Genomic DNA, 16,314 nt, shown 5'->3' with positions numbered 1-16,314 from the left:
CCGTGGATTCGTCGGAGCTGAAGGCAGGGGAGGCTGAGCGGACGTGTGCGGTGGCCGGGCTGCCGGACGTGGCGGACCCGACCAAGGTGACGCCACAGGACGCTCGTGCGCTGACCAAGGTCTTCCTTGACCGGCTGACCGAGTTGGAAGAGGGGACGCACGACTATCAGTACGTGCGCAACACCCTGATCGAGTTGAACCTTTCGCTGGTGCGGTACGCCGCCCGGCGCTTCCGTAATCGTTCGGTGGAGATGGAGGACGTCGTCCAGGTCGGGACGATCGGGCTGATCAAGGCGATCGACCGGTTCGACCTGAGCCGCGAGGTGGAGTTCACGACCTTCGCCGTTCCGTACATCGTCGGTGAGATCAAGCGGTTCTTCCGTGACACGAGCTGGGCGGTGCATGTGCCGCGCCGGTTGCAGGAGTTGCGGATCGACCTGGCCAAGGCGAACGAGGAGTTGTTCCAGCGGCTGGACCGGTCGCCGACGACGACCGAGCTGGCCGAGCATCTCAACCTGAGCGAGGAGGAGGTCCTCGACGGGCTGGTGGCCAGCAACGGCTACAGCACCTCGTCGCTGGACGCGCCCGCGGATGCCGAGACCGGTACGACCCGCGTCACCACGTACGCGGACCGGATCGGCGAGGTCGACCCGGCGATGGAGGTCGTGGAGAACCTGCACGCCCTCAAGCCGCTGATGGAACAGCTCGGCGAACGGGACCGGCGCATCCTTCAGATGCGCTTCGGCGAGGAGATGACCCAGTCGGAGATCGGTGCCGAGCTGGGGGTGTCGCAGATGCATGTGTCGCGGCTGCTCACGAAGGCGCTGACGCGGCTGCGGCGTGGTCTGCTGGCCGAGTAGGCGATCGTATGAGCGGGGCCCGACCGGGAAATCCGGTCGGGCCCCGCTTTTCGTGCGGTGTACTACCAGCGGTACCAGCGTCCGCGGCGGCCGCCTGTCGTGGGGCGGACGATGAAGCCGAGCAGCCAGACCGCGAGCACGACGACGGCGATCCACCACAGCGCCTTCAGGGCGAACCCGGCGCCGAAGAGAAGGAGCGCGAGAAGCAGTACCACGAGAAGGGGAACCATGATTATCAACCTCCGACGCCCGAGTACCCCTCCCCCATGGGCACACGCCTGATCATTTCGGTCAGTTGTCGAACGCCGCCCCAAGGCGCAGCCTGGAGGTACACAGGGCGGCGAGGGCAGAGGGTGATGGTCATGATCCAGCCGGCTGATATCCGTGAGTGGCGCGACCGGGATGTCGTGGACGACGAGGGCCGCAAGATCGGCGCGCTGGAGTCGGTCTATGTGTCGACGTCGACCGACCAGCCTGAGATGGCGACGATCCGTACGGGCATGCCCACCCGGCACCGCCTCGTCTTCGTTCCCGTGGACGACGCGATCCTGGGGCCGGGCTACGTCAAGGTGGCGTACGCGCGGACGTTGGTGAAGAAGGCCCCGTCGCTCGGTGTGGACGATGTGCTGCCCGCCGAGGAAGAGGGCGCGATCTTCCAGTACTACGGCAAGTCGTACCAGGCGGGCGCGGGTGAGCGGCGGCTCGCCCGGCGCTGACGGCTGTCCTTGAGGTCCTTGACGTCCTCGGCGGTTGTTCGTGGAGGAGGTGGCGTGTGTGGCTCTCTTCCTCTTCTTCGTGATCGTGGCGATGGTGCTCGGGCTCATCGGTTCGGTGGTGCACGGGCTGGGCTATCTGCTGGTCGTCGGCGTGGCGGTGTTCGTGGCCGATGTGATCTTCCTGGCCGTGCACTGGTCGCGGCGGGCGCGGCGACGGCCGCTGCGATGACCAGGCCGATGAGGGCGGGGCGGGCCGCCGTTCCGTTCGGTGACCACTGCTTCCCGTACGCCCCCGGCACGCTGTGGCCCTCCGGTGATCCGGCGGCGGCCGACGAGCGGGTGCTGGAGCACTACCGGCTGTGGAAGAAGTACTTCCTGCGGTCCCGCGGCGACGGCTCGTGCGCGGTGTACGCCCCCGACGCCGCGTATCCGTACGTCGCCGAGGCGCAGGGGTACGGCATGGTGATCAGCGCGCTGATGGCGGGCGCCGACCCCGACGCCCGGGACGTCTTCGACGGAATCCTCCGGTATGTCCTCGCCCATCCGTCCGCCGGTCACCCCGATCTGCACGCCGCGCAGCAGGACGACGCCGGACGGGACGTCGGAGGGGCGAATTCCGCGACGGACGGCGATCTGGACATCGCGTACGGGCTGCTGCTCGCCGGCCGGCAGTGGGGCGACGGCTACCGGGCGTCGGCGCTAGGGCGGATCGACGCCCTCCGGGAGACGGCCCTGCCCGCGGCGGGCGGGCCGATCAAGCTGGGCGACTGGTCCTCGGGCCACTTCGACGAGGTCTCGCGCACCTCGGACTGGATGCCCGGCCACTTCAGGGCGTTCCGGACGGCGACGGGGGACCCGCGGTGGGGCGAGGCGCTGGACGCGCATCTGTCGCTGGCGGGGACGCTCCAGTTGCGCTACGCGCCGGACACCGGGCTGCTGCCGGACTTCGTGGTGGACACGGCGAGCGATCCGAAACCGGCGTCCGGGCGGGTGCTGGAGAGCGAGCACGACGGTGACCACCACTGGAACGCCTGCCGCGTCCCCTGGCGGCTCGGGACGGACGCGGTGGTGAGTGGCGACGCGCGGGCACGGGCGGCGGCCGGGCGGATGGCGCGGTGGATGTGTGCGGCGACGCACGGCGATCCGGGCCGGATCCGGTGCGGGTACCGGCTGGACGGCGCGGCGTACGGGGAGGGCGCGGCCGGGGCGTTCGTCGCGCCGTTCGGGGTCGCGGCGATGGTGGGCGGCGGCGGGCAGGAGTGGCTGGACGCGCTGTGGGAGTGGATGACGGCGTCGCCGCCGGAGCCGGACCGGTACTACTCGGCGAGTGTGCAGATGCAGGCGATGCTGGTCGTCAGCCACAACTGGTGGCCGCCGTAAGGCGGACGTGGAAGCGGACGTGGAATCGGGTGGCGTCGGGCGGGGGTTTCCGTGGGGTGGAGATGCGCAGGGGACGACACAGCGGAGGCGGGGGCGGGGACGAGTGCCGCTGCCGTGGTGCGGGGGCGCGGCGGGTCGTGGCGCGGGCGCTGGTACGGCGGCGGGAGGCGCTGGATCCCGGGGCGCTGGCGCGGCTGCGGCGCTTCGGGGAGGCACTGTCGCGGGGTGATCAGCGGTCTTGAGCGTGCGCTGTCAGCCTTCCTCCGCGTGGGGCCGTCAGCTGGCCCGCGCCACCGTGTCGCACAGCTCCGCCAGCGCCGTGCGGGCCGGGCACTCGGGGAGCGGGGCGAGGGCCGCGCGGGCCGCGGCGCATTGGCGCAGCACCTCGTCGCGGGCCTCGGCCACGGCCGGTGCCGCGGGGTCGCCGGAGAGCAGGACCGGCAGCGTGGGGGCGCCGTGGACCGGAGAGCGCAGTTCGGCGGCGAGGTGGCGGGCCACGCCCAGCCGCTCGCCGCACACCGCGAGCGCGTCCGCGACCTCCTCGTCCGCGCCGGAGGTCAGCGCGCCGAGGCGGCCGGAGATGGCGGTGAGGGCGCCGGTGCGGGCGGCCAGGGTCCGCAGGTGGTGGGCGACCGGGTCGTCGCCGTCGCGGGGCCCGGTGGTCTCCAGGATCTGGCCGCTGACCAGGCGTTTGAACCCCTCGGCCTGGAGTCGTACGGCCCGCGGGCCCAGCCCGGCCAGGAGGCGCGAGGCGCGCGCGAAGAGGAAGTCGCCGGTGAGCACGGCGATGGTGGCGTTCGTCTCGTGCCGCACGTCGTCGTGGTAGTGCGTCGCCAGATGGGTCAGCTCGACGACGACCGCCGCGGGCACCACGCCCGGTGCGTCCGGATCGCCGAACCGGGCGGCCAGCAGCACCAGCAGCGGCCGTAACCGGCGGCCGCCCGGGCGGGCCAGATGCCGCGCGGCCTCGCTGATGAACGGCACGTCGCTGCGCGTGGCCTCCACGAGGCCGTCCTCGACCGCCGCCAGCGCGGCCCGCAGGTCCGGTTCCCGCGTGTGGTTCCCGACGACGGTCACCCGGGGCTCCCTTCACAGAGGGTCGGCATAGAGGGTCAGTAATGTCTCATATGTCGCTGGGGTTCCGGTCGACGCCCGGCGCAGGGCTCTCCCCGGTTCAGGGCTCGGCCGGGACCGTGGCCCGGATCCGGCTGCCCTGCCCCGGGCGGCTGTCCACGAGCAGGGTGCCGCCCACCTCGCGGGCCCGTTCCCGCATCGAGAGCAGCCCCAGATGGCCGGGGAACGTGCCCTGGGAGTCGAAGCCCACGCCGTCGTCGGCCACGGTCAGCGTGACCGTGCCGGGGCCGCTGAGCAGGTGGAGCGTGACGTTCCGGGCGCGGGAGTGCTTGGCGATGTTGTGCAGCGACTCCTGCGCGATCCGGTACAGGGCGTGCTTGGCCTCCGGCGTGGTCTCCGGCTCGGACCCGAGCATCGTCTCGGCGGAGATGCCGTACCGGTCCCGCAGCGTCTCCACGTGCTGGGTGAGCGCGGCGACCAGCCCCTCGGCCTCCAGCGACTCGGGCCGCAGCTGGCACAGCAGGGTCCGGGTCTCGGCGATCGCGACGTCCGCGAGCCGCCGGATGTACTCGATCGGCTCGGCGAGCTGGGCCAGCTCGGCCACCCCGGTCGGCTCGGCAAGGTCGCGTTCCAGCAGCTCACGGGCGGTACGGGCGCCCAGGGCGATCCCGTACAGCGCCTGCGAGACGGAGTCGTGCAGCTCGCGGGAGACCCGCTGCCGCTCCTCCTGTACCGCCGTCTCCCGGGCGGCCGCGCGCTGCCGGTCGTGCTCCACCGCGCACGCCGCATGGCCCGCGATCACCTCCAGGACGGTCATATCGGTCTCGCCGGGGCGGCGGCCCGCCGGGAAGTGGCAGCACATCGCGCCGATCACACTGGTCTCGCGCAGCAGCGGCCAGGCGGCCACCGCGCCCCGCGCCGGGGCCTCCCCGCCGCCGGGCTCGCCCTGGTGGATCACGGGCGCGGCGGACGCGATCGCCTCCAGCGCGGGCTTACGGGACGGCGGGGTGTGCCCGTGGCCGCCGCCCGCCATCCGCAGCACGGCGCCCGGTCCTGGCTCCAGGAGGTAGACGGTGCAGCTCGCGGCGGTGGTACGGGCCACCGCGCCCGCGGCCAGGGAGTCGAGGGTGCGCCGTACGGAACCCTGCCCGGCGGCCGCGGCCGTGGTGGCGGCCACCCGGCGCAGCTGTTCGCGGCCGCGGAGCCGGGCCACGGCGAGCCCGGCGGGCTCCGCGAAGATCCGGACGGTGCGTACATCGGCCCGGGTGAGCCTCCGGCCACCGCGCCGCGTCGCCACCTCGATCACGCCCGCGATCTGGCCGCGCACCAGCAGGGGCGCGTCCAGCACGGAGGCCAGGGCCGCGTCGTGCGGCACCCGGTGGAAGACGCCGAAGAGGCCGGGGGGTCTGCGCTCGCCCCCGGAGATCGTGGGCCGCCCGGCCCGGATCGCCTTGCGGGCGGGCGCGGACCCGCCCGGGGTCAGCAGTCCGCGCGGGACGGCGTCCGAGGCGCCGTCGACGGCCCGTACCGCCAGGACGTCGCCCGGCTCCAGCACCAGCACCCGCGCCAGATCGGCGCCCAGCAGCTCGCGCAGCCGGTGGGCGATCAGCCGCAGCACCTCGTCGCCCGGCTCGCCCGCCAGCACCCGTTCGGTGACCTCGGCGAGCGTCATACGGCGGCGGCGCCACCGGAAGCCGAAGCCGCGCCCATGGCCGTGTCGGCCGCTGCCGTATCCGTGCCCGTGTATCCCAAAAGCGATCACGCCGACCACCACTGTTCCCTCGTCGTGGACTCCAGCGCCTCGGGCGGGGTCAGCTCACCGGCCGGTACCAGGCCCGACTGCACCGCGTACACCGCCGCCTGGGTCCGGCTGTGCACGCCGAGTTTGGTCAGGATGTGGCTCACGTACGTCTTCACGGTCTGCTGGCCGATCCGCAGATCGCGGGCGATCTCCTTGTTGGCCTTGCCGCGCGCCAGCATGGTCAGCACTTCGGTCTCCCGCTCGGTGAGCTGTTCGGGGCCGCTCGGCTCGCGGACCTGGCCCATCAGCCGGGAGATCGCGGCGGGGGAGACATGGATCTGCCCGGCGGCCGCGGCCTTCACCGCGTTCCTCAGGTCGTCGGCCTCCGCGTTCTTCAGCAGGAAGCCGATGGCCCCGGCCCGTACCGCGCCCATCACCATGGCGTCGTCGAGGGAGCTGGTCAGCGCCACCACCTCGACCTCGGGGATGTCCTGGCGGATCTCCGCCGTGGCCGACACCCCGTCCATCACGGGCATCAGCAGGTCCATCAGGACGACGTCGGGGCACAGCTCGCGGGCCAGCCGTACGGCCTCCCGGCCGTTGGTCGTCTCGCCGACCACCTTGATCTCGTTGTCGAGTCCCAGGATCATGCGCAGGCCCTGCCTGACCACCGCATGATCGTCTGCGATCAGAACGCGAAGCGCCACGTTGACTCACCTGCCCATGGGACGAGAGGGACGGGAACGACGACGGCAACGGAACGAAGGGTTCGGGTACGCGAGGGGAACCCGGTGAGTGCTGTCCGGAATTCCATCGGCCGGGGGATTTCATCCCCCATTCGCCCGTCCCCGCTTGGCGGAGCCCGGCCAGGGCCGTACGGCCCTCAAGGGCCCTCACTCCGGTTCGACGGGCCGGAAACCCCACTCGGTGGCCTTGGCGACCGCCTCCAGCTGCGAGCGCACCTCGAGCTTCTCCAGGATCTTGCGCACATGGGTGCGGACGGTCGCGTAGCTGATGCTCAGCCGCTCCGCGACGGCCCGGTTGTCCAGCCCCTGGCCCATCAGGGTCAGGATCTCCTGCTCGCGCCGGGTCAGGCTCTCCAGCCGCCCGGTCTGCTCGGCGGTCGAGCGCGCCGACTCGCGGTTCCGGGACAGCACCTCCACCAGCGTGCCCGCAGGGATCAGGGTCTCGCCCTCGGCGGCGGAGCGGATGGCGGAGGCGATCTCGTCGCCGCTCGCCGACTTCAGCAGATAGCCGCAGGCGCCCGCCTCCACCGCGGCCAGCAGCGCCGAGTCGCTGGCGTCGGCGCTGAGGATCACGATCGCGCAGGAGGGGTCATGGGCCCGGATGCCCGCGGCGGCGTCGGCCCCGGTGCCGTCGGGCAGCCGGAAGTCGACCAGGGCCACGTCGGGGGACAGCTCCTTGGCCATGGGCACGGTCTCGGCGACCGAGTCGGCCCAGCCGACCACGGTCAGGTCCCCGTACTCGGCCAGCAGCGCCCACAGCCCCTCGGCGACCACCCGGTGGTCCTCGACGATCAGGACCTTGGTCAGCTCCGCGGGTGCGGTCACGGCTCCGGTTCCCCTTCCGAGGCCGGGGAGCCGAGGGACGGTGCGCCGAGGGCCGGGATCGGCGGATCGCCCAGCGGTACCCAGAACTCGACGGTGGTGCCCGAGCCGGGGGCGCTCTCGATGCGGCACCAGCCGCCCGCGATCTGGGCCCGTTCCTGGATCAGGGACAGCCCGAGGTGGCCCGGGCGGGACTCGACTTCGAGGGGGTTGTAGCCCTGGCCGTCGTCGACGATCCGTACGAGACAGCCCTCGTCCAGCCCGAGCAGCTGGACGTGCACCGTCTTCGCCCGGGCGTGCTTGCGCACGTTCATCAGGGCTTCCTGCGCGGTCCGGTAGATCAGCGCCATGGTCTCGGCGGGCGGCTTGGCCGCGAGCCGGTCCTCCAGCCGGTAGGTGAGGCCGGTCTCGGTGCGGATCTGCTCCAGCAGCCCGCGCAGCGCGGCGGCCAGGCAGCCGTGCTCCAGGCTGGAAGGCCGCAGGTCGAAGATCAGCTGCCGCAACCGGCTCAGGGACAGCTTCAGGGTCTCGTCCAGCTTGTCCATGACCCGCTGCTCCTCCGGGTCCCGCAGCCGCCGCCGCAGCTGCTGGAGCCGGAGGCTGGCCGCGGTGATCACCTGGATGGTGTCGTCGTGGATGTCCGCGGCGATCCGCCCGCGCTCGACCTCCTGGGCGTGGACGAGATGGCTGAGCAGGGCCTGCCGGTCCCGGTCGGTGACCTCCAGCAGCTCCAGGCTGCGCTCCAGGACGAACTGGGCGCGCTGCACCTCGGTGATGTCGCGGACGGTCAGGACGGTCAGCAGCCCCTCCTCGGTGCGCAGCGGGCTGATGCTGACGTCGGCCGGGAACTGCTTGGCGTCGCTGCGCCGGCCGACCAGCTCCATGCTGTGGCCGAGCGGTTCCTCGGACTCGTCCCATTCGCGCAGCGAGATGGTCAGCGGCTGGTCGGGCAGCAGTGCCTCGACGGCGCGGCCGATGAGATGGTCGCGGTCGTAGCCGAAGAGGGCTTCGGTGCGGTTGTTGGCGGCCTGGATGCGCCCGGACGCGTCGACGATCATCATCGCGTCCGGGGAGGACTCGATGAGCTGGCGGAACCGGCTCTCGGCGGCGCGCAGCTGGCTCAGGTCGGCGACGAAGACGACGCCGCGGGCCCGCTTGCCCTGGAGGTGGCCGCCGCTGAACTGGGCGGGGAACTCGGCGCCGTCCCGGCGGCGGCCCGCCATCGCGGAGGGCGCGCTGAACACCCGGCCGACGAGCTGTTCGGAGGCGGTGCGGTAGCGCTCGGGGACGAGGTCCCGCAGCCGCTTGTCGCGCAGCTCGGCCGAGCTGTAGCCGAACATGTGTCGCACGTACGCGTTCGCGAACTCGATCCGGCCGCGTGAGCCGAGGACCAGCACCCCGCAGGGGGCGTGGCCGAGCAGGTCCAGGTACGACTCCTCGAGGCGCCCGCCCACCAGGTCCTCGAAGCGCCAGGAGGCGCGGTCGGCGCGGCGCAGCGGCTCCGCGCAGTCGGCGAGGAGGTCGGCGGACATGGAGAACTGGTCGCGGGCGGCCCGGTTGATCGCCTCGAGTATCTCCTCGGCGGGGGTGCCCTTGACCAGGTAGCCGGTGGCCCCGACGGTGAGCATGTTGAGCACGGTCTCGCGGTCGCCGTGGGCGGACAGCGCGACCACGCGGGCGCCGGGGGCCTGGTCACGGATGGCGCGGACGCTGCCCGGGGCGTCGCCCTTGGGCATGTGCACGTCCATGATCACGACGCGGGGGTGGTGTTCGACCGCCGCGCGCACTGCCTGTTCGTGGTCGATGGCCAGGCCCACGAGTTCCAGGTCGGGGTGGGAGTCGATGAGGTCCGCGAGGGCTTCCCGGACTGCCGGGTCGTCATCGGCCACCACAACGTCGATCCGGTCGTCACCCATCGCTACCCACCTCCCTTGAGGACGGCACCCTGGAGTTCGCGGGTGCTGAGTTCATCGCGCCGGCAGTGCGACAGCGACGGCATGACCGCGGCGAGCGGCGCGACCAGCACGTTGTAGTGGCTTCCGATGCGATCGCACACGGCGACCGCCGCCGCGGCGTCCCACACCGCGGCCCAGAAGGCCCAGTCGTGACGCCGGTGGTTGCGGGCCGCGTCCAGCGCGGCGCGGCGCGCGACGGCGGCGGCCACGAGGATGCGGTACCGCTCCTCGTCGGTCGTGGTGCGGTGGACTTCCGCCCAGCCCTCGGCACGGGTCTGGCTTGAGGTCTGCTTCCACAGATCGGCCACCCGGTCGATTTCTTCGGGGGAGAGGTCCTCGATGTGGGTCAGGAACTGGAGGACTCTTCGCGAGTTAGGGCCGAAAATAATACTCATAGGACACTCCAGGACGCATGGTACATCTCCGGACTTTCGCGAACGTGGGCCCCGGCCTCCACCGCGGCCGGACGGACCGGCCCACGTTCCCGCTCGGGCGTCTTCGCCGACGTCACCGGCGTCCCTAATGACCTTGTCCCTGGCCCGAGGACATGTTGATGCTCGCCTTGGCGACACCGCCGCTCTTCTGGCCGATGAGCTGGAAGGCGACGCCGTTCTCGTCGGCCGGAGTGATCCGGTACGAGCCCACCGCCGACGCCTTGCCGCGCTCGTCCACCTGGAAGGTCGCGATCTTCCGCTGCCCGGTGGAGCCGGACCCGGCGTACGCGTTCACCGTCTCGCCCGGGGCGAAGCCCGCGACGTAGAAGCTCAGCGTGGTGCCCGCGCGGCCGCCGAAGGCGCTGGGCTCGGCGGACGGGGAGTACGGCAGCACCGTGAACCCGGAGCGCACCACGGCCCGGCTCTGGTCGCCGATCGCCATCAGCGTCTGGCGGCCCTTGAGCCCGAACGGCACGTTGAACGCCACGTCGCGGATCTGGCCCATGCCGTTCGCCTGGGCGGTGAAGGCGGGCAGCCCGCTGTTGCGGTTGATGTAGACCAGGACCCGCTCGCCGGGCGCGAACTTGTTGGCGGACAGCGTGATCCGCTGACCGGCCTTGAGCGCGTACGGCTTGGACTTCATCGACGGGTACATGGCCAGCATCTGGAAGGGCGCGGTGGCCGTGGTCTTGCTGCGCTTGCCCACCAGGACCAGCGTGCTGTTGCCGGTCGGGGCCACGCCCACCTTGATCGCCGCCTGGCCCACGCCGCCGCCGCTGTCGGTGTGCAGCGTGGTGACGGGGGTGCCGGTGGTGCGTCCCCAGAACACGTCGATCGCCTCGCCGGGCCGGAAGCCATGGGCGCTGACCGTCACCACGTCGCCGGGACGGCCGACCATCTTGTTGATCCGCGCGGTGCCGACCGCACCGCCGGTGATCACCTTGGCCTCGGCGGTGTTGGTGCTGCCGCGCTGCTGGGCGACGAGGGTCGCGGGCCGGCCGCTGTTCGACTCGGGCACGGTGAACCGGGCGTAGATCGAGCCGTAGCGGTCGGTCCGGACGCTGCCGATCGACCGGCCCTTGGTGTCCGCCGCGCGGGCCTTGAGCAGCAGGTCCACGGTGGACTTCTTGTCGAAGCCGCCGCCCTCGACCGTCGCCTTGCCGCCGGGGGTCACCAGGCCCGGGTTGAGCACGATGATCGGGCCCGACGCCTGCGGGATGCGCTGGTTGCCCAGCTTGATGGTCTTCGGCTGCTTGGGCGGCCGTACCTCCTGCCGCTCGTGCGGATGCCCCTTCTTCGGGGCGCCGCCGCCTCCACCGGTGGTGTCGAGGGCGCCACCGAAGCCACCGCGCGCGATCACCTGCACGAGCGATCCGACGATCGCGAAGACCACGAGAGCCAGCAGGACGGTCTTCCAGGTGAGCTTCTTCTTTTTCTTGTCGCCCGGGTCGTTCCCGGCCGGGGATTTCTCCTCGTACTCGGGAACATCCCTGTCCTCCGGAACATCCCAGTCGTCGTCGTACTCAGGCATGGCCTTCACCTCCTCTTCCCGCGGCTATTGCACCCGGTAGATTTCGAGCTTGATGTTGCCCTGGATGTCCGACCAGACCCGGTCGGAATTACGGAGGGCCTTGAGGATCCAGTTTTCGCGCCCGTCGGCGTTGTTTGTGTCCATCGACTTGCGCATCTTGTTCGACATGATGATGTAGTCGATGTTCTGCCATCTCTTTTTGAAAAGCTTGTCGCGCACATCGGGGTCGGACGCGGCGTTCCAGTGGGAATGCGCGTAGGGATAGAACGGGCGCACATCGTGCAGCTCTCCCCAGAGGTCGTCGTCCATGATGATGCGCGAATTGGGCGGGACGTGTTTACGCACCCAGGCGATCTGCTCGTGCTGCATCTTGGTGAGATTGATCTTCGACTGGTACTGGTCCGCGATTTGCACCACGCCCTCGGTATTCGTGTGCACCAGATATCCGGAGGACGGTGACATCAGCAGGACGACCGCGACCAGCGAGGGCACACCGACCCGGACCAGGGAGTGCGCTCCCCGCAGGAAACGGTTCTTGAACGAGGCCTTCAGCAGCCGGTCCACGGCCATGCCGATGCTCATCGCGAACATGGGGATCAGCGGGGTGACGTAGAAGTCCAGCACCACGCTGCCGCGCAGCAGGTAGAAGGTGTAGCCGAAGGCCAGGGTCCCGATGATCAGGTAGCCCAGGTTGCGCTGCCGGTCCCGCAGCCCCCACCACAGGCACAGCAGCATCGCCACGAACCCGGTGATCAGCATGAACGAGTCGCGCATCAGCCAGCTCGTGTACAGCAGCCCGTTGTGGCTGAGCAGATTGCCCTGGCTGCGGTTGAGCTGCCACCACAGGGTGTAGAGCAGCGAGACGTGGTCCGCGGGCGGATTGTTCAGGTCGAAGTCGAAACTGCTCGGCAGAAGCTCGTTCTTGAGCAGCGCGTACGTCACATAGGCGCCGATCGGGGCCGCCGCGGCGAACGGCCAGAGCGTGCGGAGGAACCGATGGCTCGGCGAGCCCTTGATCCGCCGGTAGAGCAGATAGATGAAGCTCGGCACGAAGAAGATCGCGTTTTCCTTGGTGATCAGCGCCAGCCCCAGGGCCAGCCCGCCGCCGAACACCGACCGGATGGTGATCTCCCGGCGCAGCAGGGCGAACAGGCTCAGCAGCAGCCAGAACATCATCAGGTTGTCCAGCAGGACTTGGCGCTGGTAGTAGACCGCGATCGGCGAGACGTTGAAGAAGAACGCGGCGACGGTGGCGGCCAGCACGCTTCCCGACAGCCGCCGGGTGACCTCGAACAGCAGATAGATGCTCGCGATGTGCACCAGCAGCATCAGGAAGCGACCGGTGTTGATCGCGTTGCCGAACGTCTCGAACTGCTTCGGCAGCGGGAAGACCCACCCGGCCAGCGTGATCCAGCCCGCCGGGGCGTGGTCGTAGTCGTAGGTGTACGGGGACAGGCTGGTCTCCCGCACCAGCGACCAGGCCCGCTGCATGTAGATGCCCTCGTCGGTGAGGTAGAGGGGGTAGCGGAACAGGTGGTAGCCGTGGGTGAGCGCGCCGACCAGCAGGGAGAGGACCAGGGCGATCTTGCCCGTCTTCCCCAGCGGCGGGAACCAGCCGCGCTCCACGGAGAACCTGCGGCGGCGCCGTGCGGGGGGCCGCTGCGGTGCGGCACTCCGGTCCTGGCCCGCGGCTTGCTCCTGGCCGGTGGCTCGGTCCTGGCCGGTGGCGGCCTGGTCCTGCCCGGCGGCGGCCGGGGGGTTCGAGGGTGCCCGGCTGGGCACGGGGTCATGCGACACGCGACTCCGCCTCCTCGGTCTGGCCCCGGTGGGCGCCCACGTGCTGTGTCTTCTCCCAGTCGTGGCGGCCCGCCATCTGCCGCCGCATGGCCCGCAGCGCCGCGTAGGCGAGGACCATCTGGAACGGGAACCAGGCGATCGCCATCCGGACGACGGCCTTCGGCGAGGCCTCGAGACCATGGGCGTCGGTGAACTCGTACAGGCCGACCATCTGCACCAGGAAGTGCGCGACCAGCAGCAGTACGGGCAGATACGAGCAGAGCGCGATCAGCACCGGCACCTTGAGGATGAGGATCATGCCGAGCGAGATCGGCAGATAGAGGCCGAGCAGTGCCTGGCCGCGCGGGAACACCAGGACGTAGAAGGCCAGCCAGCGCTGTTTGCGCGTCGGCATCTTCTTCCACGTGCCCTTCTTCAGGGTCTGCATGAAGCCCTGGCTCCAGCGGGTGCGCTGCCGGATGAAGTGGCCGAGGGTGGGCGGGGTCTCCTCCTTGGTCACATACCGGTCGTCGTAGACCACGCGCACCCGCTCGCCCATGGCCGAGATCCGCAGGCCCATGTCCGCGTCCTCGGTGAGGTTCCGGTCGTCCCAGCCGCCGAGCCGCAGCAGCAGCTCGCGGGAGAAGAAGACGGTGTTGCCGCCGAGCGGGATGGAGCCGTGGTGCGCGTGGTAGTGCAGCCGGCTCTTGAACCAGAAGAAGTACTCCAGGACGTTCAGCGTGGAATACCAGTTGGACTGGTAGTTCATGAGCTGGACGCCCGCCTGCACCACCCGGACCCGCTCCTGCACCATCACGGTGTTGACCAGCCGGAAGATCTTCGGGTGGATGTCGTCCTCGGCGTCGAAGATGGTCACCACCTTGTTCGCCGTCTGCGGCAGGGCGGTGTTGAGCCCGTGGGGCTTGTTGATCGGCCCGTCGTCGAAGACCACGACCCGCACGTTGTGCAGCCCTTCCCGGGCCAGCTGGTCGATCTTCTCCTCGGCCTTCTTCACAGTGCCGTCGTCGTCCTGTGAGCAGATGACGAAGACCTCCAGCAATTCGGCCGGATAGTCGGCGCGCACCACCCGCTCGATAGTGGACTGGATGACGTCTTCCTCATGCCGGGCGGGCAGCAGCACGCTGAAGGAGAGCCGCGGCGCGATGAAGGTGTCCGGCGCCCTGGCCTTCCGTTCGGCGTCCCGCCGGTCCCAGGTGTAGAGCATGAGATAGAGAACGTGGGCCGACTGGACGGTCAGCAGGACCGACACCGACACCAGCACCAGGTAGACGATGGGGACGATCATCGGCTCCGCCTCCCCCACACCCATCCCGTACTACAGGCGAAGTTGACCGCGAACGCGGCGGCGATGCCGAGGCAATTCGCCAGCAGGAGATGCATTCCGGTGCGGACGAGAGACCACACGAGAATGACGTTGACCGCGAGTCCGCCCAGTACGGAAATGTTGAATTTGACGAAACGTCCGGCCGACCGGGTGGGCACGGCGAAGGTCCACCGGTCGTTGAGCAGATAGTTGTTGACCACGGCGAGTTCCACCGCGATACCGGACGCCACCAGAAGCGGAAGTCCGGCCCAGTGGTAGAGCGCGAAAAGCGCCGCCGAGTTCACCAGCGCACCGGCCCCGCCGACCACCGCGAAACGCAGCGCCAGACCGGGCAGACCCGCCATCCGTTTCCGCGGCGACCGGGCCCGGAGAGGGCTCCCGTTCCGCCTGTCGGTGGCCACGTCCGCCCGGTCGCCCGGTTCCCCGGTGCGCTCACTGAACGTTCGGAAACGCTGCATCGCGACTCCCTCGACAGGAGGCTCTTATCGCCGTCGAGTCCCAGAGTGCGTCACCCGCAAAGGAGGTAGTACCCGCGCCCGGGGGAGCGGTGAGTGCACCTTCGGCGGACCTCTTTCCTCCCCCATTTCGGGGAGCGCCGGGTTCCGCGAGCCCGGCCTTTCCCCCGAAGAGGGGAAGGGCGGCTCCCTCGCCCGCGGGTGTCAGTACTTCCGGGGGCTGCCCAAGATGAAAGGGGCCCGACGGCCTTGCGTCCCGTGCGAAGAGAGTAGGTGACGTAATGTCAGGTCACGTGATGTCACGCCATCCATTCGCCGGCCGGGCCGGAGCGGTCATCGCAGCGATGACCCTCGCACTGGCCACGCCGGCTGCGGCAAGTGACGCCGCGGCGAGTGATTCCGGCAGTGGTGCGTTGCACGATTCCGAATGGGCGCTCACCGCGCTCAAGGCGGAGCGAGCGTGGAAATTCAGCAAGGGCGCCGGAGTGACCGTCGCGGTCATCGGCACCGGGGTGGACGCGACCCATCCGGATCTGCGCGGCCGGGTCGCCGCCGGAAAGGACTTCGCGGGCGGCGGCAGCCCCGTCACCCGGGACGACGGGAACACGGACGAGCAGAGCACCCACGCCGCGGGCATCATCGTCGGCACCGGCCGCAACTACCGCGGCGACGGGGTGTACGGGCTCGCGCCCCGCGCCCGGGTCATGCCGCTCGGGGTGTACCGCAACGGAAAGCCCCAGGCCACGGCCACCGCCCGGGCCATCCGCCACGCGGCGAGCCATGGCGCGCACATCATCCACGTGGCCGTGTCCTTCAAGCGCCCGAACCCCGCCCTGACCTCCGCGGTCAAGTACGCCGCAGGTCAGGACGCCGTGGTCGTGGCGGGCGCGGGTGACAACGGCAAGGACGGCAACCGGCCCACGTACCCGGCCGCCCTCCCCGGTGTGGTCGCCGTCGTGGCCACCGACAAGAAGGGCGCCGTGTGGACCTCGTCCCACCACGGCGGGGCCATCACGCTCGCCGCGCCCGGCGTCGCCATCCTCACCACGGCGGGCAACAACGACTACTGGACCGGCGATGGCACCGGCTACGCCGCGCCCTGGGTGGCCGCCGGGGCGGCGCTGCTGCGCTCGGAGCACCCCCGCTGGAACTCCCGCCAGATCGTGCGGAAGCTGATCGACACGGCCGACCGGAAGGGCGCCACGGGCCACGATCCGCACTACGGCTACGGGGTGATCGCCCCCGCCAAGGCGCTCGCGGACCGGGCGGCGCCGCCGCCCTCCGCCGATCCCACCGCGGCCCCCTCCCCGCACCGCACCAAGGCGGCCGCCGACGCGCAGGCGACCCAGGACCAGACAGCCCTGGTCACGATAGGGGTGGTGGCCGGTGTGCTGGTCGTGCTCGCGGTGCTGGCCGTGGTGCTCATCAGCCGCCGGCGCCCGCCGCCGGGCAACTCCCACCACGGCTGACGGCGGGGGT

16 protein-coding genes are annotated in these 16,314 nt (G+C 70.7%); 5 read left to right on the top strand and 11 right to left on the bottom strand.

The genetic code is table 11. The features are described from left to right. The first annotated feature begins 17 nt into the window (after nt 1-17). A complete protein-coding gene (locus ACH4TL_RS14035) occupies nt 18-860 on the top strand; it encodes an RNA polymerase sigma factor SigF (protein ID WP_398314886.1) in 843 nt (280 codons plus the stop codon). 62 nt (nt 861-922) lie between these two features. Here the strand turns inward: ACH4TL_RS14035 and ACH4TL_RS14030 are convergent, their stop codons facing one another. Next, entirely contained in the window at nt 923-1,090 is a 168-nt protein-coding gene (locus tag ACH4TL_RS14030; protein ID WP_398313796.1) for a hydrophobic protein, read from the bottom strand. Between the two features lie 132 nt (nt 1,091-1,222). Here ACH4TL_RS14030 and ACH4TL_RS14025 point away from each other — a divergent pair, with 132 nt between their 5' ends. Genes ACH4TL_RS14025 through ACH4TL_RS14015 form a run of 3 tightly spaced genes read left to right on the top strand, consistent with a single transcriptional unit; the run spans nt 1,223 to nt 2,956 of the window. Further along, nucleotides 1,223-1,576 carry a PRC-barrel domain-containing protein gene (locus tag ACH4TL_RS14025; protein ID WP_398313794.1) on the top strand — a complete coding sequence of 118 codons (354 nt, stop codon included), beginning with the start codon at nt 1,223-1,225 and terminating at the stop codon, nt 1,574-1,576. A 58-nt stretch (nt 1,577-1,634) separates the two neighbouring features. Then, the gene (locus tag ACH4TL_RS14020; protein ID WP_398313792.1) at nt 1,635-1,805 is read left to right on the top strand and encodes a hypothetical protein; all 171 of its coding nucleotides are present in this window, start codon (nt 1,635-1,637) and stop codon (nt 1,803-1,805) included. Then, a complete protein-coding gene (locus tag ACH4TL_RS14015; protein ID WP_398313790.1) occupies nt 1,802-2,956 on the top strand; it encodes a glycosyl hydrolase family 8 in 1,155 nt (384 codons plus the stop codon). Before ACH4TL_RS14020 ends, ACH4TL_RS14015 begins: the two co-directional genes overlap by 4 nt. 276 nt (nt 2,957-3,232) lie before the next feature. On the opposite strand, the gene ACH4TL_RS14010 is transcribed toward ACH4TL_RS14015, so the two are convergent. From ACH4TL_RS14010 to ACH4TL_RS13965, 10 genes are all read right to left on the bottom strand, one after another. Beyond that, nucleotides 3,233-4,033 (bottom strand): polyprenyl synthetase family protein, encoded by an 801-nt coding sequence (locus ACH4TL_RS14010; protein ID WP_398313788.1) that lies wholly within the window; start codon nt 4,031-4,033, stop codon nt 3,233-3,235. A 97-nt stretch (nt 4,034-4,130) separates the two neighbouring features. Beyond that, nucleotides 4,131-5,792: a GAF domain-containing sensor histidine kinase gene (locus tag ACH4TL_RS14005; protein WP_398313786.1), complete on the bottom strand. Its 1,662-nt coding sequence runs from the start codon at nt 5,790-5,792 to the stop codon at nt 4,131-4,133. After that, on the bottom strand, nt 5,789-6,478 hold the full coding sequence (locus tag ACH4TL_RS14000) for a response regulator transcription factor (protein ID WP_009716830.1): 690 nt from the start codon (nt 6,476-6,478) through the stop codon (nt 5,789-5,791). The genes ACH4TL_RS14005 and ACH4TL_RS14000 overlap by 4 nt, the downstream gene beginning before the upstream one ends. A gap of 186 nt (nt 6,479-6,664) precedes the next feature. Continuing rightward, nucleotides 6,665-7,342 (bottom strand): response regulator, encoded by a 678-nt coding sequence (locus ACH4TL_RS13995; protein ID WP_398313784.1) that lies wholly within the window; start codon nt 7,340-7,342, stop codon nt 6,665-6,667. Then, nucleotides 7,339-9,255, bottom strand: coding sequence for a PAS domain S-box protein (locus tag ACH4TL_RS13990; RefSeq protein WP_398313782.1), 1,917 nt, complete (start codon nt 9,253-9,255; stop codon nt 7,339-7,341). Before ACH4TL_RS13990 ends, ACH4TL_RS13995 begins: the two co-directional genes overlap by 4 nt. A gap of 2 nt (nt 9,256-9,257) precedes the next feature. Continuing rightward, nucleotides 9,258-9,689, bottom strand: coding sequence for a hypothetical protein (locus ACH4TL_RS13985; protein WP_123103622.1), 432 nt, complete (start codon nt 9,687-9,689; stop codon nt 9,258-9,260). Nucleotides 9,690-9,813: 124 nt separating this feature from the next. Further along, nucleotides 9,814-11,259, bottom strand: coding sequence for a hypothetical protein (locus ACH4TL_RS13980; RefSeq protein ID WP_398313780.1), 1,446 nt, complete (start codon nt 11,257-11,259; stop codon nt 9,814-9,816). A 24-nt stretch (nt 11,260-11,283) separates the two neighbouring features. Next, a complete protein-coding gene (locus ACH4TL_RS13975; protein ID WP_398313778.1) occupies nt 11,284-13,056 on the bottom strand; it encodes an ArnT family glycosyltransferase in 1,773 nt (590 codons plus the stop codon). Beyond that, nucleotides 13,046-14,341 carry a glycosyltransferase gene (locus ACH4TL_RS13970; RefSeq protein ID WP_398313776.1) on the bottom strand — a complete coding sequence of 432 codons (1,296 nt, stop codon included), beginning with the start codon at nt 14,339-14,341 and terminating at the stop codon, nt 13,046-13,048. The genes ACH4TL_RS13975 and ACH4TL_RS13970 overlap by 11 nt, the downstream gene beginning before the upstream one ends. Further along, nucleotides 14,338-14,724 carry a GtrA family protein gene (locus ACH4TL_RS13965; protein WP_398313774.1) on the bottom strand — a complete coding sequence of 129 codons (387 nt, stop codon included), beginning with the start codon at nt 14,722-14,724 and terminating at the stop codon, nt 14,338-14,340. Before ACH4TL_RS13965 ends, ACH4TL_RS13970 begins: the two co-directional genes overlap by 4 nt. Nucleotides 14,725-15,248: 524 nt before the next feature. On the opposite strand from ACH4TL_RS13965, the gene ACH4TL_RS13960 reads away from it, so the two are divergent. Next, complete coding sequence (locus tag ACH4TL_RS13960; RefSeq protein WP_398313772.1) at nt 15,249-16,304, top strand: S8 family serine peptidase; 1,056 nt, start codon at nt 15,249-15,251, stop codon at nt 16,302-16,304. Nucleotides 16,305-16,314: the final 10 nt, after the last annotated feature.

This window comes from Streptomyces sp. NPDC021115, assembly GCF_044333065.1.
Taxonomy (GTDB): Bacteria; Actinomycetota; Actinomycetes; order Streptomycetales; family Streptomycetaceae; genus Streptomyces.
Note: the sequence above shows the minus strand (reverse complement) of the source record. Positions and strands in the feature narration are given on the sequence as shown.

Bases quoted from the DNA above. Each gene is read 5' to 3' on its own strand.
- ACH4TL_RS14030 (WP_398313796.1), bottom strand. From the start codon at position 1,090: ATGGTTCCCCTTCTCGTGGTACTGCTTCTCGCGCTCCTTCTCTTCGGC.
- ACH4TL_RS14025 (WP_398313794.1), top strand. From the start codon at position 1,223: ATGATCCAGCCGGCTGATATCCGTGAGTGGCGCGACCGGGATGTCGTG.
- ACH4TL_RS14015 (WP_398313790.1), top strand. From the start codon at position 1,802: ATGACCAGGCCGATGAGGGCGGGGCGGGCCGCCGTTCCGTTCGGTGAC.
- ACH4TL_RS13990 (WP_398313782.1), bottom strand. From the start codon at position 9,255: ATGGGTGACGACCGGATCGACGTTGTGGTGGCCGATGACGACCCGGCA.
- ACH4TL_RS13985 (WP_123103622.1), bottom strand. From the start codon at position 9,689: ATGAGTATTATTTTCGGCCCTAACTCGCGAAGAGTCCTCCAGTTCCTG.
- ACH4TL_RS13980 (WP_398313780.1), bottom strand. From the start codon at position 11,259: ATGCCTGAGTACGACGACGACTGGGATGTTCCGGAGGACAGGGATGTT.
- ACH4TL_RS13970 (WP_398313776.1), bottom strand. From the start codon at position 14,341: ATGATCGTCCCCATCGTCTACCTGGTGCTGGTGTCGGTGTCGGTCCTG.
- ACH4TL_RS13965 (WP_398313774.1), bottom strand. From the start codon at position 14,724: ATGGCGGGTCTGCCCGGTCTGGCGCTGCGTTTCGCGGTGGTCGGCGGG.